This is a genomic window from Pseudomonas sp. MYb60 (assembly GCF_002979555.1).
In the GTDB taxonomy this organism is placed as follows: Bacteria; Pseudomonadota; Gammaproteobacteria; order Pseudomonadales; family Pseudomonadaceae; genus Aquipseudomonas.
The window spans coordinates 395259-421200 of sequence record NZ_PCOZ01000003.1 but is presented as its reverse complement, the minus strand read 5'-3'; the positions used below and the strand labels follow the sequence as shown (position 1 = coordinate 421200).

The 25942-nt window shown below is 61.9% G+C and carries 15 protein-coding genes; 4 read left to right on the top strand and 11 right to left on the bottom strand.

Features of this window, described 5'->3' with window-relative positions:
- The first annotated feature begins 73 nt into the window (after nucleotides 1-73).
- The 3 genes from CQ041_RS07435 (at nucleotide 74) to CQ041_RS07425 (ending at nucleotide 1864) form a co-directional block, all read left to right on the top strand.
- On the top strand, nucleotides 74-367 hold the full coding sequence (locus tag CQ041_RS07435; protein WP_105521810.1) for a DUF5629 family protein: 294 nt from the start codon (nucleotides 74-76) through the stop codon (nucleotides 365-367).
- Complete coding sequence (locus tag CQ041_RS07430; RefSeq protein ID WP_105521809.1) at nucleotides 354-1529, top strand: lactonase family protein; 1176 nt, start codon at nucleotides 354-356, stop codon at nucleotides 1527-1529. Before CQ041_RS07435 ends, CQ041_RS07430 begins: the two co-directional genes overlap by 14 nt.
- 155 nt (nucleotides 1530-1684) lie before the next feature.
- Nucleotides 1685-1864, top strand: a complete 180-nt coding sequence (locus CQ041_RS07425; RefSeq protein ID WP_105521808.1) for a hypothetical protein — start codon at nucleotides 1685-1687, stop codon at nucleotides 1862-1864.
- A 102-nt stretch (nucleotides 1865-1966) separates the two neighbouring features.
- On the opposite strand, the gene CQ041_RS07420 is transcribed toward CQ041_RS07425, so the two are convergent.
- The 11 genes from CQ041_RS07420 to CQ041_RS07370 form a co-directional block, all read right to left on the bottom strand.
- Nucleotides 1967-7339 carry a hypothetical protein gene (locus CQ041_RS07420; protein ID WP_146116052.1) on the bottom strand — a complete coding sequence of 1791 codons (5373 nt, stop codon included), beginning with the start codon at nucleotides 7337-7339 and terminating at the stop codon, nucleotides 1967-1969.
- A gap of 195 nt (nucleotides 7340-7534) precedes the next feature.
- On the bottom strand, nucleotides 7535-8155 hold the full coding sequence (locus tag CQ041_RS07415; protein WP_105521806.1) for a glutathione S-transferase: 621 nt from the start codon (nucleotides 8153-8155) through the stop codon (nucleotides 7535-7537).
- Complete coding sequence (locus tag CQ041_RS07410; RefSeq protein ID WP_105521805.1) at nucleotides 8152-11790, bottom strand: AAA family ATPase; 3639 nt, start codon at nucleotides 11788-11790, stop codon at nucleotides 8152-8154. The genes CQ041_RS07415 and CQ041_RS07410 overlap by 4 nt, the downstream gene beginning before the upstream one ends.
- Nucleotides 11787-13028, bottom strand: coding sequence for an exonuclease SbcCD subunit D C-terminal domain-containing protein (locus tag CQ041_RS07405; protein WP_105521804.1), 1242 nt, complete (start codon nucleotides 13026-13028; stop codon nucleotides 11787-11789). Before CQ041_RS07405 ends, CQ041_RS07410 begins: the two co-directional genes overlap by 4 nt.
- A 144-nt stretch (nucleotides 13029-13172) precedes the next feature.
- Entirely contained in the window at nucleotides 13173-14813 is a 1641-nt protein-coding gene (locus tag CQ041_RS07400) for a BatD family protein (protein WP_105521803.1), read from the bottom strand.
- A complete protein-coding gene (locus CQ041_RS07395) occupies nucleotides 14810-16549 on the bottom strand; it encodes a tetratricopeptide repeat protein (RefSeq protein ID WP_105521802.1) in 1740 nt (579 codons plus the stop codon). The genes CQ041_RS07400 and CQ041_RS07395 overlap by 4 nt, the downstream gene beginning before the upstream one ends.
- Nucleotides 16546-17634: a VWA domain-containing protein gene (locus CQ041_RS07390; RefSeq protein ID WP_105521801.1), complete on the bottom strand. Its 1089-nt coding sequence runs from the start codon at nucleotides 17632-17634 to the stop codon at nucleotides 16546-16548. Before CQ041_RS07390 ends, CQ041_RS07395 begins: the two co-directional genes overlap by 4 nt.
- On the bottom strand, nucleotides 17627-18121 hold the full coding sequence (locus tag CQ041_RS07385; protein WP_105521800.1) for a DUF4381 domain-containing protein: 495 nt from the start codon (nucleotides 18119-18121) through the stop codon (nucleotides 17627-17629). The genes CQ041_RS07390 and CQ041_RS07385 overlap by 8 nt, the downstream gene beginning before the upstream one ends.
- Nucleotides 18118-19050: a DUF58 domain-containing protein gene (locus tag CQ041_RS07380; protein WP_105521799.1), complete on the bottom strand. Its 933-nt coding sequence runs from the start codon at nucleotides 19048-19050 to the stop codon at nucleotides 18118-18120. The genes CQ041_RS07385 and CQ041_RS07380 overlap by 4 nt, the downstream gene beginning before the upstream one ends.
- 5 nt (nucleotides 19051-19055) lie before the next feature.
- Nucleotides 19056-20015 carry a MoxR family ATPase gene (locus CQ041_RS07375; RefSeq protein ID WP_034106117.1) on the bottom strand — a complete coding sequence of 320 codons (960 nt, stop codon included), beginning with the start codon at nucleotides 20013-20015 and terminating at the stop codon, nucleotides 19056-19058.
- Nucleotides 20016-20183: 168 nt separating this feature from the next.
- A complete protein-coding gene (locus CQ041_RS07370; RefSeq protein ID WP_105521798.1) occupies nucleotides 20184-20537 on the bottom strand; it encodes a hypothetical protein in 354 nt (117 codons plus the stop codon).
- Between the two features lie 480 nt (nucleotides 20538-21017).
- On the opposite strand from CQ041_RS07370, the gene CQ041_RS07365 reads away from it, so the two are divergent.
- The gene (locus CQ041_RS07365; protein WP_105521797.1) at nucleotides 21018-25877 is read left to right on the top strand and encodes an NAD-glutamate dehydrogenase; all 4860 of its coding nucleotides are present in this window, start codon (nucleotides 21018-21020) and stop codon (nucleotides 25875-25877) included.
- Nucleotides 25878-25942 lie beyond the last annotated feature (65 nt).

The window sequence follows — 25942 nt, the reverse complement described above, 5'->3', positions numbered from 1 at the left end:
TAGACCATCGCCGCAAGGCACGGCGGGGGAATTGACCTATCATGTGTCTTTTCCCCCGCAGTGACTTCACATCATGACCGATGCATCCCCCAACCTGAGCACCGCCCTCAACGACAGCGACATGCTGATCATCAACGGCCTGCACGCCTTCGAGTTCACTTTCGATACGCAGTTGATCATCGAAAGCATGGACGGTCGGGACCTCAAGCGTTGGACATTCACCCCCGAACAACTGAGTGCCGCCACCTTCGATGAAAGCCTGCAAAGCTGGTTGCTCAGCAACGCAGACGGCGAGCACCGCCTGGTCTGCCTGAGCGCGTTTACCGGCAACAACAACGACGAGGACGAAACTGATGATGATGCGTAAATTCTGGCCCTTGCTGATGGCCGGCAGTGTCGGCGCCATGTCGGTACAGGCCGCCCCGGCGCAAACCCATGAACTGTTGGTCGGCAGCTACACCGCCGGCACCAGCGAAGGCATCTACCGCCTGCAATTCGACAGCCGTACCGGTAAGTTCCAGGGCGCGCCCGTATTGGCCGCCAAGGCACAGAACCCGTCCTGGCTGACGATTTCCAAAGACCAGAAGCACCTCTATGTGGTCAACGAAAACGGCCCGGGCCAGCAAGACCCGGTCGGCCGCGTCAGCAGCTACAGCATCGCGCCCCAGGACCACCAACTGACCCTGATCAATCAGGTGCAGAGCCTGGGTAATGAGCCGACCCATTCCAGCCTGGCCGCTGATGGGCGCTACCTGTTTGTCGCCAACTATTCGGTGCTGGAAGATCCGGGCGGCAGCCTGGCGGTGTTGCCAGTGGACGCCAGCGGCAAACTGTCGGCGCCCGTGCAACTGAGCGGCCACCCGGCCAGTCGCGTGAACCCGGAGCGCCAAGCCTCCAACCATGTGCATTCGGTGGTGTCGTCGCCGGATGGCAAGTACGTGTTTGTGCAGGACCTGGGGGCGGACAAGGTGTTTGCCTATCGCTACGATCCCAAGGCCAACCACGAATTGCCGCTGACCCCGGCCGAGCCTGCTGCTGTGCAACTGCCGCCGGGCAGTGGTCCGCGCCACTTGCTGTTCAGCGCCGATGGCAAGCACGCCTGGCTGACCACTGAGATGAGCGCCCAGGTGGCGGTGTTCGATTACCACGATGGCAAGCTGAGCCAGACCCAACTGGTGGACTTCGCCGCCGGCCAACCGGTGTCCGACAAGGCCGGCGCGGCACTGCATGTGTCCGCAGACGGCAAGTTCCTGTACGTCAGCAACCGTGGCACCGCCAACCAGTTGCTGGTGTTCAGCATCGACCCTGCCACCGCGCACCTCAAGGAGCTGCAGCGCCGTTCCGTGGAAGGCGACCATCCGCGCGAGTTCAGCCTGGACCCCAGTGGCAAGTTCCTGCTGATCGCCAATCAGAAAAGCAACGAAATCGTGGTGGTCGAGCGTGACCCCAAGACTGGCTTGTTAGGCAAAACCGTGCAGAAACTGGCAATCGATGCCCCCAGCGATCTCAAGTTCCTGGTGCGTCAATAAGCCACAGGCCCCGCCGTGCGGGGCCTGACCCTTTCTATTAATTTGATTGATAGCGGCTAGTGTTTCAAAGCATTTCTAAGGTTCAACCCTCGGGCGTAAGTTGGTTCCAAGGCCTTCCCCGGCCACCCAACCAAACGAACACAAGGGTTACCGACATGAATCTGAATCTCTTCTCCATCATTGCCGCTTCCGCTGTTTCCGCCACCGTGGCACTGCCAGCCGCTGCCAGCGTGGACGTCTCCGGCAAAAAATCCAGCACCAGCGCCTACACCCAGAAGTACCTGCAACAAAGCGCCAACTTCTACGCGGCGCTGGATCACAAAATCCAGCAATGAGCCGTTATTGATCCTTTCTGCCCGCAGACGCCAAAGCACTGGAACGAAGCATGGCTCGTTCAAGTGCTTTGGCGTTTATGCATCTGCAGAGCCGTAAGCAGATCAGGGGCGTGTACGCAGGAAGATCTCATCCAGCGGTGGCTTGATTCGAGCCCGAACAATGGCCTCGGCCTGCCGGTTTTTTCCGGCCATTCTGTTCAAGTCATTTTGAGTCAGCTTCCGCTGGTTCGGCAGTTTCAGGTGAGCGGAATTGGTGATGCCTGGGTGCGCCTTCGCCGCTGCGGCGGAGTCATAGTGGAAGTGGGCGTACCAAAGAACAGGACGCTGCTGCCTTGTGTCGCGCACGGAGTATTCGGTGAATACCTTGCCGTCACGGGTGTTGAGCACCTTGGGGTTAGGCTCGATGGTAGCCAGGCCCTGTTTAACCAGGTAGTTGACCTTTTCGGCCGTGGGTGATTGGAGAACGTAGGCATCTCGAACATGCCCATACATCGTCGCCTGCATCCTCTCAGCCTGCGTTCGCCATTCATTGATGAGTGCGGCAATCTCCGCGTTTTGACCCTGCGCCTGTTCGGTCCTGTCGGCCAGTTCAAGCAAATGGGAAGCCGCATCGCCCAACATTTTTTCCCAGTCCAGCGGCTGGATATTTTCAAGTTCGGCGGGCTGGTTGAGTTTCTTTTTTTGATGCAATACCAACTTTTCCTGTTCCTTGAATCTGTCTATCAAAGCTTGCCCTTTGGTTTTCAGGGTAGTGAGCGATGGCAGCGGTGAGGAGGTACCCGCTCGGGAGGAAACGCGGTCGGCCACTGGATCCTGGGTGTTCCCGACGTCTGGTGCTTCACCTGTGGGTGAGCCCTTCGAAGGGCGGGTCTTTTTGATTTTGGGCGGAGAGAGACGATCATGTGGCTTGCCGGGAGTGGGCAACGGCGGGACTGAATCGTCGTGGATCTCCTGATCAAGCGATGCCTGCAAGCCTTCAAGGTTCTTGAGCAATCCATCGAAACGTTCAATCAGTAGATCGTTGTAGTCGGGATGAATGAACGCAGAGTTTTTTTGCTTGAGCTGACGGCGATCATTCAAAAGGATTTGGTAGGCAGAGGCCAGCTCCGTCAACTCTGATTTGCGCTGTTCAACAGAATAATCGTTGGGGGAAAGCAGCGCCCGGTGTCGCTTGAGCAGCGGATCCACCTGGGTGTTGGTGATGCGAGATCTGATCTCAGCCTCCTCTGGGGTAGAAGGCGCGGACCTGTCCAGACTCAACTCCTTGAGTGTGCTGAGGGTATTGAGCGTCAAACTGAGCGCCGGGCTGATGCCTGTGAGCGGAAGAACGTCCATGTTCGGGATTAACGATTTAGGCTCTTTTGCCAGGGCTGCAACCACGCCGGGGGTGGTTAGCCGGCGTTTGACTTCCTCCTTGTATTTTTCAGCCGTGCGCAATTCAGCGGCACGCGTTGAATCATTGGGACTGCTCTCCAGTGCCCGCTTGGCGTCTGAAACGGTGTGCAGTAAGCCCATCAGGTTCTGTTTCAGCTCAACCTCCACGCGCTTTTCTGCCAGTTCCTTTCTCACTTGATCAAGGCGGGTCAGTGCCGTTTCATTGCCCGCCACGATGCCCATTTCAGCTTTGTTGATCGCAAGCAGGCCATTGAACTTCATGACGTCTCGCTGCGCTTCGATGTGAGCCACGTTGAATCTGGCGGCGTCCCTGTCGGCTTCCAGCTGGCTGTCCGCCGGGTTGGAGGCAAGAGCGCTCTCGGCCTGTCTGAATTGCTCTTTGGCCTGAATGATTTTGGCAGTCGACGCTTCAAACTGCGCTTTCAATGCGCTCTGCACAGCGAGCTTTTTGCCCATGTGCTTAGCCTGCTCTTTGCCTATGGGTGAATTGTTCGCCCACTCATTCAACAGTGCTGTGCGTTGGTTGTAATACCCCAGCAACTGTTCTTTAGCGGCAAAATTCGCCTGCTGCGCCGATGTCAGTTCGTGATAGGCACCTGGCTGCCGGTTGTGTATTCCCTCGACGATCTTCACCAGCGGTTTGCCGTCGCTGGTATAGGAACCTTGGAGGGCGAGGGGTTCGTAGATTGCCTCCAACGCTGAATGAGCTTCGAACATTTTCAGGAACAGTTCAGAGCGCTGTTGTTGGAAAAACGATGATTGTTGTGTACGACTCTTGGGGGTCAAGACATCGATGGCCGACTGGCTGAGGATGTGATATTCGCTCAGCTTTGCACGGTAGTCGTTGATCCCGTCGTACAGCTCCGTTTGGGCTTTGTTGCTCTGTACCAATTGTTTCTGATATTCAAGCCGGGCTGCGCTGTCAGGCTGCGCGGTATCCATGGCGTGCCATTTTTCCAGTAACTGCTGACGCTCCACTGTGTAGGCCTTCCACGCGGTATTCAGTTGCAGTTTGGAATGGTTTAGCGCTTCACCCTGGGCTGTAATCGAAGCACTCATCAAATCAAACCTGGCCGTCATCTGCTCGTCGGCGGCAAAGGATTTTGTACCGCCTCTCAGGGACGCGACCTCCTTGAACTGCCAGCTGCCGTCATTGGAGCGTGTCAGGAAGGGACCGGTGCGAGCTTTGTTTTCACCGTCGAGGAGGAACACTTGATCCAGGTCGGCCCCTACGCGGTACCATTTTTCATGGGCTTTGGCATACAGCTTGCCATCGACGCGGTAGAGGCCTTTGAGCCTCCCTTCAGCGATGGGAGACGCCAGCGGGCCCGGTTGCGGGACTTCGAATGAGTTGATCAGGTCCACAAGCCGCGTGCGCGGGTTCAACTGCGGGAATTTCAGGGCTTGGTTGATATCAGCTGGCAGTGGCCGAGTCGCCGCATCGCTTGCGTGAGCAGGCGGCTCAGCGTCGACGCTGTTGGCTGAGGCCTCTGCGGCTGGATTCCCGTTCCCATCGTTGTGTGTCGCTGACGGGCGCGACGTAAGGTGTTCGATGGCAAACATCATATTGAGCAGCAGATCCAGTACCGCGCCGGATTTGTCTGCGCCGTTTTCGCCGTCGAGCGTCTCGAGGTCTTGCTGGATGGCATCGAACTGCATCAGCGTGCCCATCACCATGCCGGGTGTTCGCAAGGCGGGCAGTACGGCGTTCAGCACCAGGAAGCCGCCTTCCTTCAGGGTGGCCCAGCGGCTCTCACTGTCCGACACTGACTGCTGATCGGCGAGGCTCAAGAGGCCGCGGACGTTGGCATCGTAGAGTGCGTCCATCAGCTTGCCCGCCTGCAGCGCGTGCAGGAGCGAATCGGCCGCCGCATAGTTGTCTGTGGCCAGGGTTGCGGGTTTTGCCGCTTCGTAGCGGGCGAACTCGTCGCCCTGATTGAAGCGCTGGAGGTGAGGTTCGCGAAACCCGTTATGGGCATAGACGTCGCGCGTGTTCTGGTTGGGTAGCCAGGCGAGTACGCTTTTTTGTAGATCGCCCGGTGTGGCGATCGCCTCCATCAACGCTGCGCGCGTAGGGAACTCCAACAAAGGCGCATCGGACAACAGCGGGCGATACAGAATGTGGGGGCCCGCAGCGGGGTCCTTGGGCTCGATCAAAAACATGTTGTCGACAACGTCGGGCTGCGCACCGGGTCGACGCAGGAATGCCAGTGGCCGAAGGACGATTTCCTGGTTGTCGACGTGTTTTTGGCCGGGGCCTGGGTGTACGAGCGCTTCGACGTACCGGTAGCCAAGGGCGCTGAACCCGCCGCCTTTTTGCAGGGACTGGGACAATGCCTGCAGCGGAAGCTCGATCGTCAGGCGTTCGGCAAATAACGCGCGGCGCTCCCGGGTATCTTGAGTGTCGCCCGATAGCGTGTGTTCAATCTGCGCGGGGTAGTGTTTACCGATATCCACTTGCTGCACGAGCGTCTTGAGTAGCCCGTCCTTTTCGAGCTCGGGTACACGTTTGCCGTTGTGGTAAACCTCCATCTCGCCTTTGGGCAGACCCGCCAGGTTCTGCAGGGCCATGGCTTCCAGGCTCATGGGTTCACGTTCGATGTAGCCGCCGCCCAGTGTGCCCACCGGGACTTTGAACACCACGCTCAAGTCCTTGGTGGCATAGCCTTTCGGTAATTTTGCGTCGAGCTGCTGTTGTGCAAAACGCTGTATGTCTGGAATTCCATGTTTGTAGGAGCGCCCGCCGTTGCGGTTCACGCTACGGGTCAATTGCAAAGCCAGATTACGGTAGGCCGCCAGATCAGCCTCGCTGGCGTCACGCAGCCATTCAGGCGGGGCTTTGTGCAAGGCTTCAAGCAGTTGCGGTTGGCCGTTGGGCGCGGTGGGGAGGTCCAAGAATGGATCGCTTGCCTCGGCGAATTGCTGAGCGAGGTCTGCGTTCGCCTGTCCGCCGAGGGGCGTCGGGAGCAATGTGATAGTGCGCAGGTTTTTATGCAGGAGGTTGTCGGCCAGGGTATCGAAGATCGAGCCATCAGGCTCTTCAAGGCCAAACTTCAACTGGTCGAGCGGTAACTGTTCTTCAAGCTGTTGTGCCCAGGCGCTTTTGAAGGCTGCGACAGAGTCGTAGGGCTGAATTTCCCCCGTCGACTTGTACAGCAACACCACCTCACGGTCGTTGATCGTGCGCACTATCAGCAGATCGTTACTGTACGCTGCCCAGGACTCCGGCTCGTGTTCAAGGCCCAGGTTCAAGGTAAACACGCTGGCGCCGGTGTCCCCCTCCGGCTGAGGTCGCGACGATTTTTCAGGGTGGTTGACCACCTGGTTCAGCGTCTCACGTTGCAGGTTATCAAGTGCAGGAGCCTTCGCACCGGCGGCGTGCAGGTTGTTGCGCAGAATCGCGCTGAGCCACTGGCGTCGACTCAAGGGCGGCAAATCGCTGTGGGACCCAGGGACCAGCGCAGGGTAGGCCGCACCGTTCCAATAGTGCACAAGGTCACGTTTGAAGGCCGCTTTGAACAGGTTGGGCAGGTCTCGTATGAGGTGTTCCAGGCTGCGAAGGTCCAGGGGGAGCGTGTCGTTCGGCGAGGCTGCGTCCTGGGAGGAAGAGGGGCGAGTTTCGAGCAGTTTTCGGTCCCCGCTGAAATTCAATGCGGTGCCTTCCAGCAGATGGTCCAGGGCAATGTCTACCAGGCGCGTGTATTTGCGCCTGTCGGGTGCATCCGGGTCTGGTTCAGCGAGAACCAATTGAGCGATATCAAGGTTCGTGCGGTGAGTCGCCGCGCTCAGGGCCTCCGATAATAAACCGGTTACTACGGATTGCACGGTAGGCCGTGCGGAGAATCGATTGCGCGCTGCGTCGACTGAGGCGCTGTTTGCGGACCTGGCCGGGGTGTGATTGACCCCTGAAAGTTGCAAGGAGTGATGCAACTTCAGTGAGCGGGATTTATTACTGGTTGTTGAAGGCGTAATTGAAAAGTCATTGGCAGGCGTTGAGCCTGAAGGGGGATTGGTTGGAGGGGTAGATGCTGACGAAACGCGGAAATCAATAGCCAGCGGCCGGGTAGAGATTGTAGGCATACTGCACTCCTGGGCTATAGCGAGAGGAAAGTGTGGACAGTAGCAATCTCGGGAAAAATAAAAGACAGGTCATTTATTTTAATTGTTTGCAGTGCGCACCCTGTGTAGGAATAACAGGGTGCACAGCGCGGTGGAGAACAAGTAAAAGAGTGACGGGATATTTACGGTGTCCGCAAATTAAACTTGGAGGGGCATTTAAGGGTGTAGTTTGGCGACTGGATTATTGTGTTTGTCCATGATCTGCAGGAATAAGTCACTGGTCAGGTAACGCTGTAACCATTGTTGCAACTTCGGATAGTTCGAGCCTGCAAACCACTCGCGATCAACGTGGGCAAATTGACGCACGAACGGCACCAAGGCCGCGTCGGCCAAGCTGGGATGGGAAGCCAGCAAATAGTCGCGGCCCGCCAGAAGCCCTTCCAGTGTGTGCAAAAATACCTCGCCTTTCGCCCGGTAATGTTCCATCGGCTGCTCGGGGTAGCGCTCGGCATACTTGTAGCGATTCAAGTGCTGCTTGAACACCTGGTCATTCTCGGTAATCAACGCGAGCACGGCGGGGTCGCCGTGCAGCAACCAATCGTGCGGATCGTTCTGCGCCAAGGCCCACTGCATGATTTCCAGGCTTTCTTCAATCACGCGCCCGTCCACGCTCAACACCGGCACCGTGCCCTTGGGCGACAATGCCAGCATCTCGGCGGGCTTGTCCTTGAGGCTGACCTCGACGATACGCACCGGCACGCCTGCATAGCGCAATGCCAAGCGTGCGCGCATGGCATACGGGCAGCGCCGGAATGAATACAGCAGCGCCTCGCTCACTTGACCTCCAGGGTGCTCAGGCCATTGCCCTGGCGCTTGACCTGGATCTGCACCGGGATGCGTTCATGCATTTCCTGCACGTGAGAAATCACCGCCACCTTGCGCCCTTGGGCCTGCAGGCCGTCCAGGGCATCCATGGCCAATTGCAGCGATTCCGGGTCGAGGCTGCCGAAGCCTTCGTCGATGAACAGCGATTCGATCTTCAGTGTGCTCGACGCCATCGATGCCAGCCCCAGGGCCAATGCCAGCGACACCAGGAACGTCTCGCCGCCCGACAGCGAGTGCACCGAGCGCAGTTCATCGCCCATTTCCGTATCCAGCACCAGCAGCCCGAGCATGCTGCCGCCGCGCTGGAGACGGTATCGCCGCACCAGTTGGCGCAGTTGCACGTTGGCGTGATGCACCAGCAAGTCGAGGTTGTAGGCCTGGGCGATCTTGCGGAATTTGTCGCCGCTCGCCGAGCCGATCAATGCCTCGAGACGCGCCCAGCGCTGCCATTCCTCATAGGCCTTGGCGGTGGTGATCGCCAGGGCCTGGTTGGCATCCTGGCGGCGCTGGTCTTCGGACTGACGCGCGCGCAACTCGGCGACGTGTTTCTCGCCATCGGCCAATTGCTGATTGAGCGCGGCGAGGCTGCTGTCGAGCTCGTCCGCCGCAAGCGAGCCGTTGTGCAAGGCCTGGTGCTCGGCGAGGCGCTGTTCGCGCTCTTGCAACAACACCCTGGCCTGTTCGATGGCTTTTTCGCTGTGCTGCAGTTGTTGGCGCAGCGTGGCCACCTGCGCGTCATCGAACGCCAACAGGCGGCTGAGGCCGGCGTCGTCCAATTCTGGATGCAGGGCGCGCCACTCGCTGATGCGTACAGCGAGGTGCTGCTGTTCGGCGTGCAGCGCGTGCTGGCGTTCCTGCTGGGCCTTGAGGTCGGAGGCCAGTTGGACCAGGGCGGTGCGCGTCTCTTGCAGCTGTTGGTTGGCGTCGGTCTCACTTTGGCGTGACTGGGTGACGGCCTGGTCGACGTGCTGCTGCCACTGCTCGGCGCTGGTGTGTTCGCCCAGTAATGCGCCAAGCCTTTGCTGCGCGGCGTGTTGCTGGGTGTTCAGCTCGGTGACCTGTTGCAACAGGGCGTCGAGCTGCTGCTGGCGATGGTGCTGGTGGGTCTGTTCTTTCTCGATGGCTTGCTGGCGTTCTTGCTGTTCGGCGTGTTCTTCCTTCTGGTGGTCCAGTTGCTCCAGGCGCTGGCTGACGTGCTGGTCCAGCTGCAAGAAGGTCGCGGCCGGTTCGCTGCACAGGCCTTCGAGCGTGGCGGCGGGCAATACGGCGGCAAAGCTGCTGAGTTCTTCGTCCAGGCGCGCACGGTCGCTGCTGAGTTCACGTTGCTGCGTCACCAATAACTGCTGCGCCTGCTGGCTCGCCTCTTGAGCCGCTTGCAGTTGCTGCTGCAGGCGCCCGGCGTTCTGTTGCAGGTTGAGCAGGGCGCCCTGGCGCTGTTCGTCCTGGGTGATGCTCTGGCTGAGTTGGGTCAATTGCTGGGCCAGCCAAGTGCTGCGCTTGGCGGCGTCCTGGTTGAGCAACGAGGCGGACAGCGGGTGGGCGTCCAGGCTCGGTGCGAGCGCCTGTTGCTGCGTGGTCAGGCCTTCCTGTTGTTGCAGGAACTCCTTTTGCTGGGCAATCAGGCCGCCCACTTCGCCGCGCAGTTCGGTGAGCTTTTCCTTGAGTGTGTCCACCGCACGCTGTGCCGTGGCTTCCTCGTTGTCATCGTGACGACCGAGGCTTTGCAACAGCGCTTCGGGTTGGTGATACGGGTGCTCGTGGCTGCCACACACTGGGCACGGCTGGTCATCTTGCAGCTGCTCGCGCAATTCCTCGACGCTGGCACTGCGGGCCAGGCGCTGGCGTTCCAGCAGTTGCTTGGTGACCGTCAGGGTCTGCTCGGCGACCGTCAGCTCAGCCTTGGTTTGCAGCCCGGCCTGGTTCAGTCGCTCACGTTGCTGCTGGGCGTCGGCGAGCTTTTGCGTGAGGGCGGCGGCCTGCTGGTCGAGCTGCTGCTGGCTGTCCCACAGGCGGGCCAGGTCTTCGAAGGCGCGTTGCTGTTTGCGATTGTCCTGCAACAGGCTGGCGAGCAACTGGATCTGTTCGGCCACGGCCTGGGGTTCGGCGCCGGCTTCCTGATACAGCACGTCCAGCGCTTCGCGTTGCTGGGTGAATTGCTCGGCGGCGGCGCTGGCACGTTGCTCCAGCTGCGGCAACTCGGCCTGGCCCTGGATCAGGCGATTGCCGGTCATCATCAGCTGTTGCAGGCTGGGGCGATAGCCTTGCCACGCCGCGCTCAAAGGGGCGAGGGCGGCGCTGTGCTCAAGCTCGGCGGCCAGGCGTTGCAGGCGTTCGGCAACTTGGACCTGTTTTTCCAGCAAGCCGTCGAGCAGGGCCTGGCCTTGCGCGCACGCCGTGTGCTGCTGCTGTTGTTCGTCGCTGCGTTTGGCCAGGTCCCGGGTCAGGTGGGCGAGGGTATTCTGTTCGGCGAAGGCCTGTTGCAGCAACGGTGCGGCGTCGGCCTGGCGCTTTACCGCGTCGGCCAGTGCAGTGTGTGCGCTGGCTTGCTGGTGCTGGGCCTGTTCCTGGCGGCTCAGCCACTCGGCTTGCTGTTCGATGTGCTGCTGAATCTGCGCCGCCAGGGGCGTCAGCAGGTTGTCGAGTTCGGCTTGGCGCGCAAAATGATGACGTTGCGGCGCCAATTGATCCAGGCGATTCAAGTCCTGGCGCTGCTGGCCCTGGCCGTCCCAGTCCGCCCGGGCACGTTGCAGTTGTTCGGTAGCGTCGAGTTGGCGCTGCTGCCATTCGCGCAGTTCCTTGAACCAGGTTTGCTGTGCCTCGAGTTGCTTGAGCTGGGCCTGTTGGGTCTTGAGCTGTTGCTGGGCTGTGTTGAATTGCTCGTCCAGTTCGGCGCGCGCTTCAGGCGCCAGTGGCACGACGCCGGTGGCCTGGTCCTGCAACTGGCGGTGGGCGTCCTTGGCGTCCTTGGCCTTTTCGAATGCGCGGCGGCCGAGCTGGGTGTACAGCGCGGTGTCGGTGAGCTTTTCCAGCAGCTCACTGCGTTCGTTGTCGTTGGCCTTGAGGAATGCGCTGAACTCGCTTTGCGCCAGCAGCACGGCGCGGGTGAATTGCTCGAAGTTCAGGCCGAGGGCCAATTCCAGCTGGGTCTTGTATTCGGTCTTCTGGCTGGCGAGCAGTTGGTCGCTGTCCAGGTCGATCAAGCTTTGGCGGCTGTTCTGCAACTTGCCGCTGGCCTTGTCGCGGGCGCGATTGGCTTCCCAGCGCGCGCGATAGCGACGGCCACTCACACCGACAAAATCCACCTCGGCATAGCCACCACCGGTACCACGGCGCAGCAAGGTGCGCGGATCACCGATGGAAATGTCGCTGTCGGCATCGGGCATCTTGGCCTGGCCGGTGTCACCCAGCCGGGGTACAGCGCCGAACAGCGCCAGGCACAGCGCATCGAGCAGGGTGCTTTTACCCGCGCCGGTTGGCCCGGTGATGGCGAACAATCCAGCGCTGGCGAGCGGCTCGGCGGTGAAGTCGATTTCGAACGGGCCGGCCAATGAAGCCAGGTTTTTCAGGCGGATGGCGAGGATTTTCATGGCTGTTCGTCCTCCTGTTGCACGTCCTGGAGCAGCACGGCGAAGTCCTTCAAGGTTTGTTCATCGACCTCGCTGCCATAAGTGTCCTGCCAGGCGCGGCTGAACAATTCCTGGGGCGTGAGCTGGTCGAGTTCGATCAGGCGCTCGTCGCCTTCGTCTTCGCGGCTGCCCTTGCCTGCGTATTCCGCCGCGATGCGTACCAGGCGCACGGCCTTGCCGTGCAGGGCAGCTTCGATCTGCTGGCGCAGGTCGGGTTGCGGCTCGTCGAGACGTACGCGCACTTCCAGCCACGGATGGCGCTGGGTTTCGGCCAGCAGGTCGACGTCCGGGAGGTCGGCCAGCGCCTTGAGGATTTCCACCAGCGGTGCGGCTTCCAGGCGTTGCAGGTCGACCGAGCGGGGGATCAGAAGGGGTTCGACGCTCACCAGGCTTTGGCCCTGGAACGTCACGTCGAGCACCTGATGCTTGTAGCCGATTTCGGAAAACGACAGCGGAATCGGCGAACCGCTATACCGAATGCGCTCTTCGCCGTTGACCTTCTGCGGCTTGTGCAGATGGCCGAGGGCAACGTAGGCGATGGTTCGGTCGAACAGTTTGGCCGGCAGGGCCTCGGCATTGCCGATGATCAGGCTGCGCTCGGAGTCTTCCGACACCGATCCGCCGGCCATGTGCGCATGGCTGATGGCAATCAGCGCCTGGCCTTTCTTGCGCTTGGCGTTGGCGGCGGCGATCAGCGCCTCATGTACCTGGCCGATACCGCGTAAATAGTCGTCACCCAGGTGCACACCGGTCACTTCAGCCGGGCGCAGGAAGGGCAGGGCCAGGCACCAGCCGGCGATCTTGCCCTTGGCGTCCGGCAGAGGGATCAGCAGGCGCTCGGCGTCGAGCTGGCCGTCGTCCAGCCACAACACTCGACCGAGGGCGTGGGTGCGCAGGCGGCGCATCAGCGGGGCGGGCAGCTCGATCCGCGAACCGGAGTCGTGGTTGCCGGCGATCATCACGATGGTCAGCGTGGGGTTCTGCTCATGGGCGCTGATGATGAAATCGTACAGCCGCTCCTGGGCCTTGAGCGGCGGGTTGACCGTGTCGAAGATATCGCCAGCGATCAGCAGCACATCCGGGCGATGGGTTTTCAGTTGGCCGAGCAGCCACTCGAGAAAACAGGCGTGTTCGAAGTCGCGTTCCTGGCCATGAAGGTTTTGGCCCAGATGCCAGTCGGAGGTGTGAAACAGACGCAAGGCGGACTCCGTGGAGAAGATGAAAAGGAGGGGAGTTTACCTGTGTAGGCGCTGGCTTGCCTGCGATGCTGGCGTATCAGTCGAAAAAACGGTGGATGACACACTGCTATCGCAGGCAAGCCAGCCCCCACAGGAACAGCGTGGTTATTTGGGGTAGAGCGGCGGCAGGCTGGTGGTGTCCGTCGCCGGGTCTTGCTCACGTTCGGCCACTGGAATGGCTTTTATCGCGCGCCACAGGTCTTCGCCCAGCCAGAAATGCCCACTTTCGCTGTAGAGCGCGCCGTTCAACCCATCCAGCGCATCCGACAGCGGCACGAACCGCGCCGCCATGTCGGCGAGTGTCTCCGGCTGCTGGCGGGCCCAGGCGTCGAGGGCCTGACGGGTGGCTTGGGGGTCATTCGCTTGTGTGGCGCGCTTGAGGTCATCGAGCAAGGTGCGCGGACTCGGACCTGTCTGCGCCGCACGCTGCACGGCGGGCTGCCGACGCGCACGCCACCACAGGCCGAAACCCAGCAACGTGGTGCAGGCCAGCAGCAAGGTACTGAGCTGCCACAACCATAGGTGGCTGTCGTCGGGAGCGGTGATGATGGTCGGGGTGGCAGGGGTGTCCACCACCAGGCTCGGATTATTGGCCACTTGCAGGGTGCGCGCCGGCAGGCTGGTGCGTTCCAGGTGGTCTTCGTGGGTGTTCCACCACACCACTTCCACGGCCGGCAGTTCCAGCGGGCCGACGCGGTTCGGCACTAAGGCCTCGCGGTCTTCGCGGCTGCCGACCAGGCCGCGCTCGCTGGTCTGGTTGCCCAGGACCGGCTGGTCCGGGTAGCGGCGCAGGCCGGTGATCTCGGGGCTGGGCAAGGCGGGCAGTTGCGCACTCGACAGGCCCTCGGCCTTGACGGTGAGGCTGCGGGTCAACGAGTCGCCGACCTGCACCTGGTCGGGTTCCGGGTTCCAGCTTTCGCTCAGGGTCAGGCTGCGCGCCGGTAGCCACGGTGTATCCGCCGGATACAGCGCCGGCTTGGGCTTGACCATCAGCGGCAGCTCAGCCGAGCTCACATGGATCAACTTGCCGGGCTTGGTGCCTTGCAGGGTGTTTTCCTGGGGCGGGCGCGACTCCACCAGCGTCGCACTGAAGGTCTGTGCTGGAATTGCCAGCGTGCCACTGTGCTGCGGATAGATGGCGTAGCGGGTCTCGATCACCCCGTGGCGAATGCTGTTGATGACCTTTTCGTAGGTGCGCGACTCGCCCAGCTGTTCCACCCGCGCATCGGCAATCTGCAACGGCGTGAGGCTGCTGTCGTCATACAGCGACACCGAGTGGTACACGCGCACGGTCAACAGCGCCTGGGCCTGCACGTACACGGCGGTCTGGTCGAGGTTGGCTTCGACGAACACCGGGGCCAGCTCCGCCGAGGTGTTTTGGCTGGTGGTTTCCACCACGGTCAGGCTGATGGGCTGGGTCGTGTGCTCGCCCACCTGCAAGGGGGGGATGATCACGGTGCCATTTTGTTTGGGCAGCAGGGTGATGATCCAGCGCGTGGTCGCGTGGTTGTCGCCGTCCAGGGTGGTGAGCTGGTTGAGTTGGCGCGTGCCGCTGACCTCGAACTGCGTGTCCAGGGGCGACAGATCGGGCTTGCCGAACTGGGTGACGTCGCTGGATTCCACCGTCAACTCTACTGTTTCCCCTGAATTGAGGCGGCTGCGGTCGACGCTGGCGACCAGGCTCGCCGCCTGGGCGTGGCCTGCCGATAACGCGAGCAGAAGCAGTAGGGTGGGGCGGCGGCTCATTGAGTCTTGTCCTGATGTTGTTGCTGTTCATACCAGAATTTGCGGCGCAGCAGCTCGCCGGGGTTGTCCGGGATCTCCCGCAGCCATTGTTCCAGGGCCTGGCGGTGTTCACCGTCGAGGCTGGCGTCGTTGGGACGCAGCGGCGGGGTGGTGGTGTGCTCGTCCCCCAGTTCGCTGCCCGGGACTTCGTTGCCACCGGGTTGCGGCGTGGCGCCGGTCTGGGTGTCACCGGTACCGGCTTCGCCCTGGCCCTGGGCTGACTGCTCGCCACCGGATGTCGTTTGGCCACTGGCGCCCGGTTGCGCAGTTTGGCCGGGTTGCGCGGTTTCGTCATCCTTGTTTTCGGTGGGTTTTTCCGGCTCCGGCGCCTGTTGCTCATGCATCAGCGCTTCTACCAGCGCCTTGTTTTTCAGCGCCGGCTGCAAATCAGGCTGGGCTTCCAGGGCTTGCTCGTAGGCGTCGATGGCAGCGTCCAGCTCACCGGACCTGGCCAGCGCGTTACCCCGATTGTAGTGGGCGTAGGCGTCGTTACCCTCGGCGAACAGCTTGATGGCCTCGGCATAGTTGCCTGCTTCGTAGAGCGCCACGCCTTTCCATTGCGGGTCTTCGAAGTGTTCGGCGGCTTCGGCGGGGCGTTTTTTCTTCAGCAGGTACTGGCCTTGCTGGTCGGGGCGCAGCCACAGGTCCTGCAGGCCAAACGCGTAGCTGGGCTGCGGTGCGCTCAACAGCAACAGCGGCAGGCAGAACAACCAACCACGGCGCCCGGCACACGCGGCCAGCAGCAACAGCGGCAGCAGCAACCAATACCCCTGGTCGGCCCACGTATCGAGGTGCAGCAGTTGACCCTCGTTGCGCACGGTTTGGGGTGGGTCGAGTACGCCGAGGTAACGCAGGTCTTTGTCATCCAGGCGGGCGGCCCGGTAGCGGCCACCCATTTCGCTGGCGAACGCCTTGAGCGTAGGGCTGTCGAGGCGCGGGACCAAAATCGCACCTTGTTCATCCTTGAGGAATTCGCCGCTTTCCTGGGTCACGGGCGTGCCTTCGCGGCTGCCGATACCGAGGATCGACAGCGTTGGAGACTGCGCGCTTTGCAGCAGCAGGCGAATGCCCTGGCGCTCTTGCTTGGACAGCGACGAACCGATCAGCACCAGGCGGCCCTGGCCAAGGCCGGCCTGCTTGAGCAGGAACAGCGCCTTTTCCACGGCCAGGTCGGCGCGGTGGCCGGGTTCGGGCATCAATGACGGGCGCAAGGCTTCCAGCAGGTTGCGGCTGGTGGCCAGGTCGTCGGACAGCGGCACCAGCGTATGGGCGCTGCCGGCGTACACGACAATGGCGGTTTGTGCATCGGTGCGTGCCTGCAGCAAGTCATACAGCTTGCGCCGCGCCTGTTCGAGGCGGTTGGGCGGGCTGTCGGTGGCGAGCATTTCCGGGGTCAGTTCCAGCAGCACCACCAGTGGGTCGGAAGGTTTTTGACTGGACTGCTCGACGCGCTGCCAACTCGGCCCGAGCAGCGCCAGCACGGCCAGCAACCAGGCGACACCGAGCACGACCCAGGGCGATTTGCTTTCGCGCCCATTACCCCCACTGAGCAGCACGGCGTGAAAGGCCGGCGGCAGGATCATCTGCCAGCGCCCTGCGCGTTTTTGCCGGTGCCACAGCTGCCACAGCAGCCAGCCGAGCAACGGCAGCAGCAACAGCCACCAGGGGCGGAACCAGTGCGGCCACAGGTCGATCATCGACGCCTCCGCAAACGCAGGCGTTTGAGGCGCTGGCGCCATTCAGGGTGTTGCTGCAGGAATATGCCCTTGCTCGACAGTTTGTTGAATGCACGCTGCAGGGCGTTATCCGGCCAGCGCTCCTGGATTACCAGCAGCATGCTCAGGAACAGCGCCAGGGCCAGCGGCGCGCTGTACAGCGCCTGGGCCGGGCGTGCCTGGGTCGGTTGCTGTTCCACCGGTTCGAGGGTGTCCAGGGTGTCCTTGATCGCTTGCAACTCTTCGCCATCGCGGGCGCGGAAGTACTGCCCACCGGTCGCGGCAGCGATAGCCTTGAGCGCCGGTTCGTCCAGGTCCAGGCTTGGGTTCACGCCCAGGATGCCCAGGGAACCGGTTTGCTCCGGGTCGGCGCCAATGCCGATGGGGTAGATTTTCACGCCTTCTTCGGCGGCCAGGCGCGCGGCGGTCAGCGGGTCGATCTGCCCGGCGTTGTTGGCGCCGTCGGTGATCAGGATCAGCACGCGACTCTGGGCCGGACGCTGGCGCAGGCGTTTCAAGGCCAGGCCGATGGCATCGCCGATGGCGGTGTTCTTGCCGGCGATGCCAATACGCGCCTCGTCCAGCCAAGTGCGCACGGTGCGTCGGTCGAAGGTCAGCGGCGCTTGCAGGTAGGCTTGGCTGCCGAACAGGATCAAGCCCACGCGATCACCTTCGCGGCCTTCGAGGAAGTCGCCGAGCAGGTGCTTGACCAGGCTCAGGCGACTGACGTCTTCGTCCTGCCAGTGCATGTCGGGAAAGTCCATGGACCCCGACACATCCACCGCCACCAGCAAGTCGCGGCCACTGGCCGCAATCGGCAAGGGTTCGCCGAGCCATTCCGGGCGAGCGGCGGCGGTCAGCAACAGCAACCACAGCACCACGAACGGCGCTTGCTGGCGCCAGCCCGGCAGGTTCACGCGGGCACGGCGGCGGGCGAGGCCTTCAAGGTCGCTGAGGTAGCTGACCTTGAGCGCCGGCTCGCCGCTGTCTGCCGCCGGCAACATCAAGCGCATCAGCCACGGCAGCGGCAACAGGGCGAACATCCATGGCCAGGCGAACTCAAACATGTTTGCGAATCCACGTGTCGACCGCTTGGGTGAGGCCGGCGATGGCCTTGTCGTCGAGTTTGCATTCGGGTTTGTAGGCGCCTTCCACCAGTACCATCCAGCGCGTGAGGCCGGCGGCCGGGCAGCGGTTGTCGAGGAACGCCAGCCATTTACGGCCATTGAGCGTATGGCTCTGGCTGTAGGGGTAGTCGTTGCGGCACAGGCGCTTGAGCAGGCCGTTGAGTTGTTGCAGCCAGGCACCGGCGGGGGCGCCGTCGTAGGGGCGCGGCATCAGCGCCAATTCCGCGAGGGCGGCGACGCGCAGGGGGTCCAGGGGTTGTTCGGCGCGCACCACGGGGCGGCGTGCAGGCAGGAAGCGGCGCAGGGTCCACAAGCCCCAGCCCAGCAGCGGGATGACCACCAGCAGCAACCACCAGCCCGGCGCAGGGGGCCAGAAACCAATGGCCGGCGGGGCGATCAGCGGTTGCAACTGGTCGAGGCTGCTCATTGCTTTTTGACCGGGCGTTGGGGGTTGAGGTACTCGCGCAATTGCTCGACCATTTCGCTCTGCGTGCTCAGTGGCATCAGCAATACGCGCAGCTTTTGCGCCAGCAGTTCCCAGCGCGCAATACGCGCTTCAGCCTGGGCTTTGTAGGCCTGGCGCAGTTCGACGTTGAGGGTGTCCAGCTCCAGTTGTGCGCCTCTTTCCGCAAAACGCAGCAGCCCGGCGGCTGGCAGGGCGTGGTCCAGAGGGTCGGACACTGGCAATAGCAGCAGGTCGCAGTGGCGTGACAGCAAGCTCAACTGTTGCTCGGCACCTTCGGTCAGCGCGCGTTCGTCACAGATCACGATGACCAGGCTGCCCGGGCGCAAGACTTCGCGGCCACGGCGCAAGGCCATGCCGAGCGCATCAGCCTCGGGGCGGCTTTCGGTGTCCAGGCTCTGGTTGACCCGCACCAGACGGTTGAGCAACTGCAACAGGCTTTGTTTGCTGCGCCGGGGTTTGATCTCGTAGTGCTCACTGTCACCGAAGACCAGCCCGCCCACACGGTCGTTGTGCCCCAGGGCTGCCCAGCCGATCAGGCTCGCCGCCTGGGCCGCGAGCACAGACTTGAACATCTGCCCGGAGCCGAAAAACAGCCGGCAGCTTTGCTCCACCATGATAAAGATCGGGCGTTCGCGCTCTTCGTGGAACAGCTTGGTGTGCGGCTCCTGAGTGCGTGCCGTCACCCGCCAGTCGATGGTGCGCACGTCGTCGCCGGCCTGGTACACGCGCACCTGGTCGAAATCCACCCCGCGCCCACGCAACTTGGAGTGGTGCAGGCCGATCAGCGGGCTGCGCTGGCTGGGGGTGGAAAACAGTTGCACTTCACGCACGCGATGGCGCATCTCGATCAATTCGCTGAGGGTGATGCGGATCCCATCGCTGGCGTTCATGGGTTTCAAGCGACGGCAACGACGTCGAGAATGCGTTGGACCACGCGGTCCTGGTCGATGCCGGCCGCTTCCGCCTCGAACGACAGGATGATGCGATGGCGCAACACGTCGAACAGCACCGCCTGGATGTCTTCCGGGCTGACGAAGTCGCGGCCGGCCAGCCACGCATGGGCACGGGCGCAGCGATCGAGGGCGATGGAGCCGCGCGGGCTGGCGCCGTAGGCGATCCACTCGGCCATTTCCGCGTCGAACTTGGCCGGGGTGCGCGTGGCCATGACCAGTTGCACCAGGTATTCCTCCACGGCGTCGGCCATGTACAGGCCGAGAATTTCCTTGCGCGCGGCGAAAATGGCCTGCTGGCTGACGCGGCGCTCGGGCTTGGTCTCGCCGTTGAGCGCTTCGCCACGCGCCTGCTGCAGGATGCGCCGCTCGACGGCGGCGTCGGGGAAGCCGATCTTGACGTGCATCAGGAAACGGTCGAGCTGGGCTTCGGGCAACGGGTAGGTGCCTTCCTGCTCGATGGGGTTCTGCGTGGCCATCACCAGGAACAGCGGCGACAGGTCATACGTGCTGCGCCCGACGCTGACCTGGCGCTCGGCCATGGCTTCCAGCAGGGCGGATTGCACCTTGGCCGGGGCGCGGTTGATTTCGTCCGCCAGTACCAGGTTGTGGAAGATCGGGCCCTGCTGGAACACGAAGCTCCCGGTTTCCGGGCGATAGATCTCAGTGCCGGTGATGTCGGCGGGCAGCAGGTCGGGGGTGAACTGGATTCGATGGAACTGCGCTTCGATGCCTTCAGCCAGCTCTTTGATGGCCTTGGTCTTGGCCAGGCCCGGCGCACCTTCCACCAGCATGTGGCCGTCGGCAAGCAAGGCGATCAGCAGGCGATCGATGAGTTTTTCCTGGCCGAGAATCTGCGTAGAAAGAAAGGTTCGCAGCGCAAGCAGCGCTTCACGATGTTCCATCGATGACGGTTCCTGGAGAGATGAGCCCGGTGGTCGTGACACAAACGCCGGGCTGGGGCGCCTACTTTAATGCATGGCGGGGTGTGGCGACTAACGGCGTAATGGGTATTTTTGGCAAAACTTGTAGGAATTTTGTTTAGGAACACGGTCAGTGTGGGAGGGGGCGGCTTAAGTCCGGTTGAAGGTTCCGGTGCCTTTGAGGATGTTTTGCAGGGTTTCTTCGACTTCGGCCAGGTCAGAGGCAGCGGTGGCGTGGGTGATCTGCAATTGATCCTTGCCCCCCAGCGCGTCGGCATCGCCGGCCGCCAGCTCGACCAGCAGCGTGGTTGCGCCGAGGGTCACTTTCAACCCGTCGAGTGTCGACGGCTCGTAATCCCAGGTCAGCTCGACCTCGTCTTCATCCGGGTAGCGGGTCAGCATGAACATTTCGCCGTTTTTGCCGTGGCAGCAGAGCATCGCCATGTTGTCTTCTTCTTCGTCACACGGAGTGACCATCAGGGCGTCGGTGTTGAGCTGCAGCATGGGGGAATCCTGTCTGGGTAGGGCGTGATGCCGGCGATTGTGCCACTGCGGCGAATTTTGTGCTGCATCCTGTGTCAGACCCCGTGCATGACCTGGGAGCGGATATCAGTCATTTCTGGTACTCGTTGCCGTCCAATCAGTCGGTTTAGCTGTCGAAAATGCCGGGTTGCCCAAGTTGCAACCCGGGCCCTGCTTACCGATGACCGAATATGTCGCAGCACCGCAAGCAGCTGCGTTCCCACACTCGTTAAGCTGCGCAACGGATGTGCCTGTGCCAGGCGCCTGACCTGCCCGTCGTACCGTCATCTGGCACGGCGCGCATCCAGGGAAAGTTGAATGTGACCCGATGGTCGTGTCCGGCTTCACCCACCTGTCGCTTTGATTCGCTATGGTTAACGTGCGAACAGAGCCGACGGTCTCCCCACAGGGGGAAAACACGCGACGCTTTCATCAATAACAAGCCCAAGCGGAGTACCACAGATGGCGTTCTTCACCGCAGCCAGCAAGGCCGACTTCCAGCATCAACTGCAAGCGGCACTGGCGCAGCACATCAGTGAACAGGCACTGCCACAAGTGGCGCTGTTCGCTGAACAATTCTTCGGCATCATTTCCCTGGATGAACTGACCCAGCGTCGTCTTTCCGACCTGGCCGGTTGCACGCTTTCTGCATGGCGCCTGCTTGAGCGCTTTGATCACACCCAGCCCCAAGTGCGGGTGTACAACCCCGATTACGAACGTCATGGCTGGCAGTCGACCCACACCGCGGTCGAAGTGCTGCACCATGACCTGCCGTTCCTGGTGGACTCGGTCCGCACCGAGCTGAACCGTCGCGGCTACAGCATCCATACCCTGCAGACCACCGTGCTCAGCGTGCGTCGTGGTGGCAAGGGCGAGTTGCTGGAAATCCTGCCCAAGGGCACCCAGGGCGAAGGCATCCAGCAAGAATCGCTGATGTACCTGGAAATCGATCGCTGCGCCAACGCCGCCGAACTGAACGTGCTGAGCAAAGAGCTGGAGCAAGTGCTGGGCGAAGTGCGCGTGGCGGTGGCTGATTTCGAACCGATGAAAGCCAAGGTCCAGGACCTGCTGGCCGGTATCGACGCCAGCCAGTTCGCCATCGACGGTGAAGAGAAAGCCGAGATCAAGAACTTCCTGGAATGGCTGGTGGGCAACCACTTCACCTTCCTCGGCTACGAAGAGTTCGTGGTACGTGACGAGGCGGACGGCGGTCATATCGAATATGACGCCAGTTCCTTCCTCGGTCTGACCAAATTGCTGCGTGCCGGCCTTACCGCCGATGACCTGCGCATCGAAGACTACGCCGTTGCCTACCTGCGTGAACCGACCGTGCTGTCGTTCGCCAAGGCGGCGCACCCGAGCCGCGTGCACCGCCCAGCCTACCCGGACTACGTGTCGATCCGTGAGATCAGTGCCGACGGCAAGGTGCTCAAGGAACACCGTTTCATGGGCCTGTACACCTCGTCGGTGTATGGCGAAAGCGTGCGGGTGATTCCGTATATCCGTCGCAAGGTCGCGGAAATCGAGCGCCGCTCGGGCTTCCAGGCCAAGGCTCACTTGGGCAAGGAATTGGCCCAGGTCGTTGAAGTGCTGCCTCGCGACGACCTGTTCCAGACCCCGGTGGACGAACTGTTCAGCACGGTGATGTCGATCGTGCAGATCCAGGAGCGCAACAAGATCCGCGTGTTCCTGCGCAAAGACCCGTATGGTCGCTTCTGCTACTGCCTGGCCTACGTGCCGCGGGACATCTATTCCACCGAAGTGCGCCAGAAGATCCAGCAAGTGCTTATGGATCGCCTGAAAGCCTCGGACTGCGAATTCTGGACTTTCTTCTCCGAGTCCGTGCTGGCCCGGGTACAGCTGATTCTGCGCGTCGACCCGAAGAACCGCCTGGACATCGACCCGCTGCAACTGGAAAAAGAAGTGGTGCAGGCCTGCCGCAGCTGGCAGGACGACTACTCCAGCCTGGTCGTGGAAAGCTTCGGCGAAGCCCACGGCACCAACGTGCTGGCAGATTTCCCGAAAGGCTTCCCGGCCGGCTACCGCGAGCGCTTTGCGGCGCATTCGGCGGTGGTCGACATGCAGCACCTCAATAGCCTGACCGAAGCCAACCCACTGGTGATGAGCTTCTATCAGCCGATGGGGCAGGGCTCTGATCAACGCGAACTGCATTGCAAGCTCTACCACGCGGACACACCGCTGGCGCTGTCCGACGTGCTGCCGATCCTGGAAAACCTCGGCCTGCGCGTGCTGGGCGAGTTCCCGTACCGTCTGCGTCACGCCAATGGCCGTGAGTTCTGGATCCATGATTTTGCGTTCATCGCCGCCGAGGGCGTGAACCTGGATATCCAGCAGCTCAACGACACCTTGCAGGACGCGTTCGTGCACATCGTGCATGGCGACGCCGAGAACGATGCGTTCAACCGCCTGGTGCTGACCGCCGGCCTGCCGTGGCGCGACGTGGCCCTGCTGCGTGCCTACGCCCGTTATCTGAAACAGATTCGCCTGGGCTTCGACCTGGGCTATATCGCCAGCACCCTGAACAACCACACTGACATCGCCCGCGAATTGACGCGGTTGTTCAAGACGCGTTTCTACCTGGCGCGCAAGCTCACTGCCGACGACCTGGAAGACAAGCAGCAACGCCTGGAACAAGCGATTCTCACGGCCCTGGACGACGTTCAGGTGCTCAACGAAGACCGTATCCTGCGTCGCTACCTGGACCTGATCAAGGCCACGCTGCGCACCAACTTCTACCAGACCGACGCCAACGGCCAGAACAAGTCGTACTTCAGCTTCAAGTTCGACCCGCGCGCCATTCCCGAGCTGCCCAAGCCAGTGCCGAAGTTTGAAATCTTCGTCTACTCGCCGCGTGTCGAAGGCGTGCACCTGCGCTTTGGCAACGTGGCCCGTGGCGGCCTGCGCTGGTCCGACCGTGAAGAAGACTTCCGTACCGAAGTGCTCGGCCTGGTAAAAGCCCAGCAAGTGAAGAACTCGGTGATCGTGCCGGTAGGTGCGAAGGGCGGCTTCCTGCCGCGTCGCCTGCCACTGGGCGGCACCCGTGACGAGATCGCGGCCGAGGGTATCGCCTGCTACCGCATCTTCATTTCCGGTCTGTTGGACATCACCGACAACCTCAAGGACGGCGCCCTAGTACCGCCGCCCAACGTCGTGCGTCATGACGACGATGACCCGTACCTGGTCGTCGCCGCGGACAAGGGCACTGCGACCTTCTCCGACATCGCCAACGGCATCGCCATCGACTATGGCTTCTGGCTGGGCGATGCATTCGCGTCCGGTGGTTCCGCCGGTTACGACCACAAGAAAATGGGCATCACCGCCAAGGGCGCGTGGGTCGGCGTGCAGCGTCACTTCCGTGAGCGCGGCATCAATGTGCAGCAAGACAGCATCACTGTGGTGGGCGTCGGCGACATGGCCGGTGACGTGTTCGGCAACGGCCTGTTGATGTCCGATAAGCTGCAACTGGTCGCGGCCTTCAACCACCTGCACATCTTCATCGATCCAAACCCGAACCCGGCCACCAGCTTCGTCGAGCGCCAGCGCATGTTCGAGCTGCCGCGTTCGGCCTGGACCGACTACGACACCAGCATCATGTCCGAAGGCGGCGGGATCTTCTCGCGCAGCGCGAAGAGCATCGCCATCTCGCCGCAGATGAAGGAACGCTTTGACATTACAGCCGACAAGCTGACCCCGACCGAACTGCTGAACGCCTTGCTCAAGGCGCCGGTGGACCTGTTGTGGAACGGCGGTATCGGTACCTACGTCAAGGCCAGCACTGAGAGCCATGCCGACGTAGGCGACAAGGCCAACGACGCCCTGCGCGTCAACGGCAACGAACTGCGCTGCAAGGTGGTAGGCGAGGGCGGTAACCTCGGCATGACCCAGCTGGGTCGTGTGGAATTCGGCCTCAATGGCGGTGGTTCCAACACGGACTTCATCGACAACGCCGGTGGTGTGGACTGCTCCGACCACGAAGTGAACATCAAGATTCTGCTCAACGAAGTGGTGCAGGCCGGTGACATGACCGACAAGCAGCGCAACCAGTTGCTGGCGAGCATGACCGACGAAGTCGGCAACCTGGTGTTGGGCAACAACTACAAGCAGACCCAGGCCCTGTCCCTGGCCGCCCGCCGTGCCTACGAGCGTGCCGCTGAGTACAAGCGCCTGATGAGCGACCTGGAAGGCCGTGGCAAGCTGGACCGTGCCATCGAGTACCTGCCGACCGAGGAGCAGCTCACCGAGCGCGCCGCGAATGGCAAGGGCCTGACCCGTCCGGAACTGTCGGTGCTGATCTCGTACAGCAAGATCGACCTCAAGGAAGCGCTGCTCAAGTCCCTGGTGCCGGATGACGACTACCTCACCCGTGACATGGAGACCGCATTCCCGCCGAGCCTGGTCGCCAAGTTCTCCGAGGCCATGCGTCGCCACCGTCTGAAGCGTGAGATCGTCAGCACCCAGATCGCCAATGACCTGGTCAACCATATGGGCATCACCTTCGTTCAACGACTCAAAGAGTCGACCGGCATGAGCCCGGCGAACGTGGCCGGTGCCTATGTGATCGTGCGTGACATCTTCCACCTCCCGCACTGGTTCCGTCAGATTGAGGCCCTGGACCACCAGGTTTCCGCTGACGTGCAACTGGAGCTGATGGACGAGCTGATGCGCCTGGGCCGACGTGCTACGCGCTGGTTCCTGCGCAGCCGTCGCAATGAGCAGGACGCTGGCCGTGACACCGCGCACTTCGGTCCGCACCTGGCGGCGTTGGGTCTCAAGCTCGACGAGTTGCTGGAAGGTCCGACCCGCGAAGGCTGGCAGAACCGCTACGGCAAATACACCGAAGCCGGTGTGCCTGAGCTGCTGGCGCGCATGGTTGCCGGCACGACGCACCTGTACACCTTGCTGCCGATCATCGAAGCGGCCGACGTGACCGGGCATGACGCCGCCGATGTGGCCAAGGCCTACTTTGCCGTCGGCAGCGCGCTGGACTTGCCGTGGTACCTGCAGCAGATCAGCGATCTGCCGGTGGCCAACAACTGGCAGGCCCAGGCCCGTGAAGCGTTCCGCGACGATGTGGATTGGCAGCAACGTGCAATCACCATCTCCGTGCTGCAAATGGCCGATGCGCCACAAGACATGGAAGCCCGCGTGGCCCTGTGGCTTGAGCAGCACAAGGACATGGCTGAGCGTTGGGTGGCAATGATGGTGGAAATTCGTGCTGCTGTCGGTACGGACTACGCCATGTACGCGGTGGCAAACCGTGAGTTGCTGGACCTGGCGTTGAGTGGTCAGTCGGTGTTGTAACCCAGGTGATCAAACGCTGAAAACCAATGTGGGAGGGGCGGTGCGACGATTCGACTCGCCCCCTC

Excerpts from the sequence above, each read along its gene's own strand:
- CQ041_RS07430 (WP_105521809.1), top strand. The coding sequence starts at position 354 with ATGATGATGCGTAAATTCTGGCCCTTGCTGATGGCCGGCAGTGTCGGC.
- CQ041_RS07370 (WP_105521798.1), bottom strand. The coding sequence starts at position 20,537 with ATGCTGCAGCTCAACACCGACGCCCTGATGGTCACTCCGTGTGACGAA.
- CQ041_RS07400 (WP_105521803.1), bottom strand. The coding sequence starts at position 14,813 with ATGAGCCGCCGCCCCACCCTACTGCTTCTGCTCGCGTTATCGGCAGGC.
- CQ041_RS07375 (WP_034106117.1), bottom strand. The coding sequence starts at position 20,015 with ATGGAACATCGTGAAGCGCTGCTTGCGCTGCGAACCTTTCTTTCTACG.
- CQ041_RS07395 (WP_105521802.1), bottom strand. The coding sequence starts at position 16,549 with ATGATCGACCTGTGGCCGCACTGGTTCCGCCCCTGGTGGCTGTTGCTG.
- CQ041_RS07365 (WP_105521797.1), top strand. The coding sequence starts at position 21,018 with ATGGCGTTCTTCACCGCAGCCAGCAAGGCCGACTTCCAGCATCAACTG.
- CQ041_RS07425 (WP_105521808.1), top strand. The coding sequence starts at position 1,685 with ATGAATCTGAATCTCTTCTCCATCATTGCCGCTTCCGCTGTTTCCGCC.
- CQ041_RS07410 (WP_105521805.1), bottom strand. The coding sequence starts at position 11,790 with ATGAAAATCCTCGCCATCCGCCTGAAAAACCTGGCTTCATTGGCCGGC.
- CQ041_RS07420 (WP_146116052.1), bottom strand. The coding sequence starts at position 7,339 with ATGCCTACAATCTCTACCCGGCCGCTGGCTATTGATTTCCGCGTTTCG.
- CQ041_RS07380 (WP_105521799.1), bottom strand. The coding sequence starts at position 19,050 with ATGAACGCCAGCGATGGGATCCGCATCACCCTCAGCGAATTGATCGAG.
- CQ041_RS07435 (WP_105521810.1), top strand. The coding sequence starts at position 74 with ATGACCGATGCATCCCCCAACCTGAGCACCGCCCTCAACGACAGCGAC.
- CQ041_RS07390 (WP_105521801.1), bottom strand. The coding sequence starts at position 17,634 with ATGTTTGAGTTCGCCTGGCCATGGATGTTCGCCCTGTTGCCGCTGCCG.
- CQ041_RS07385 (WP_105521800.1), bottom strand. The coding sequence starts at position 18,121 with ATGAGCAGCCTCGACCAGTTGCAACCGCTGATCGCCCCGCCGGCCATT.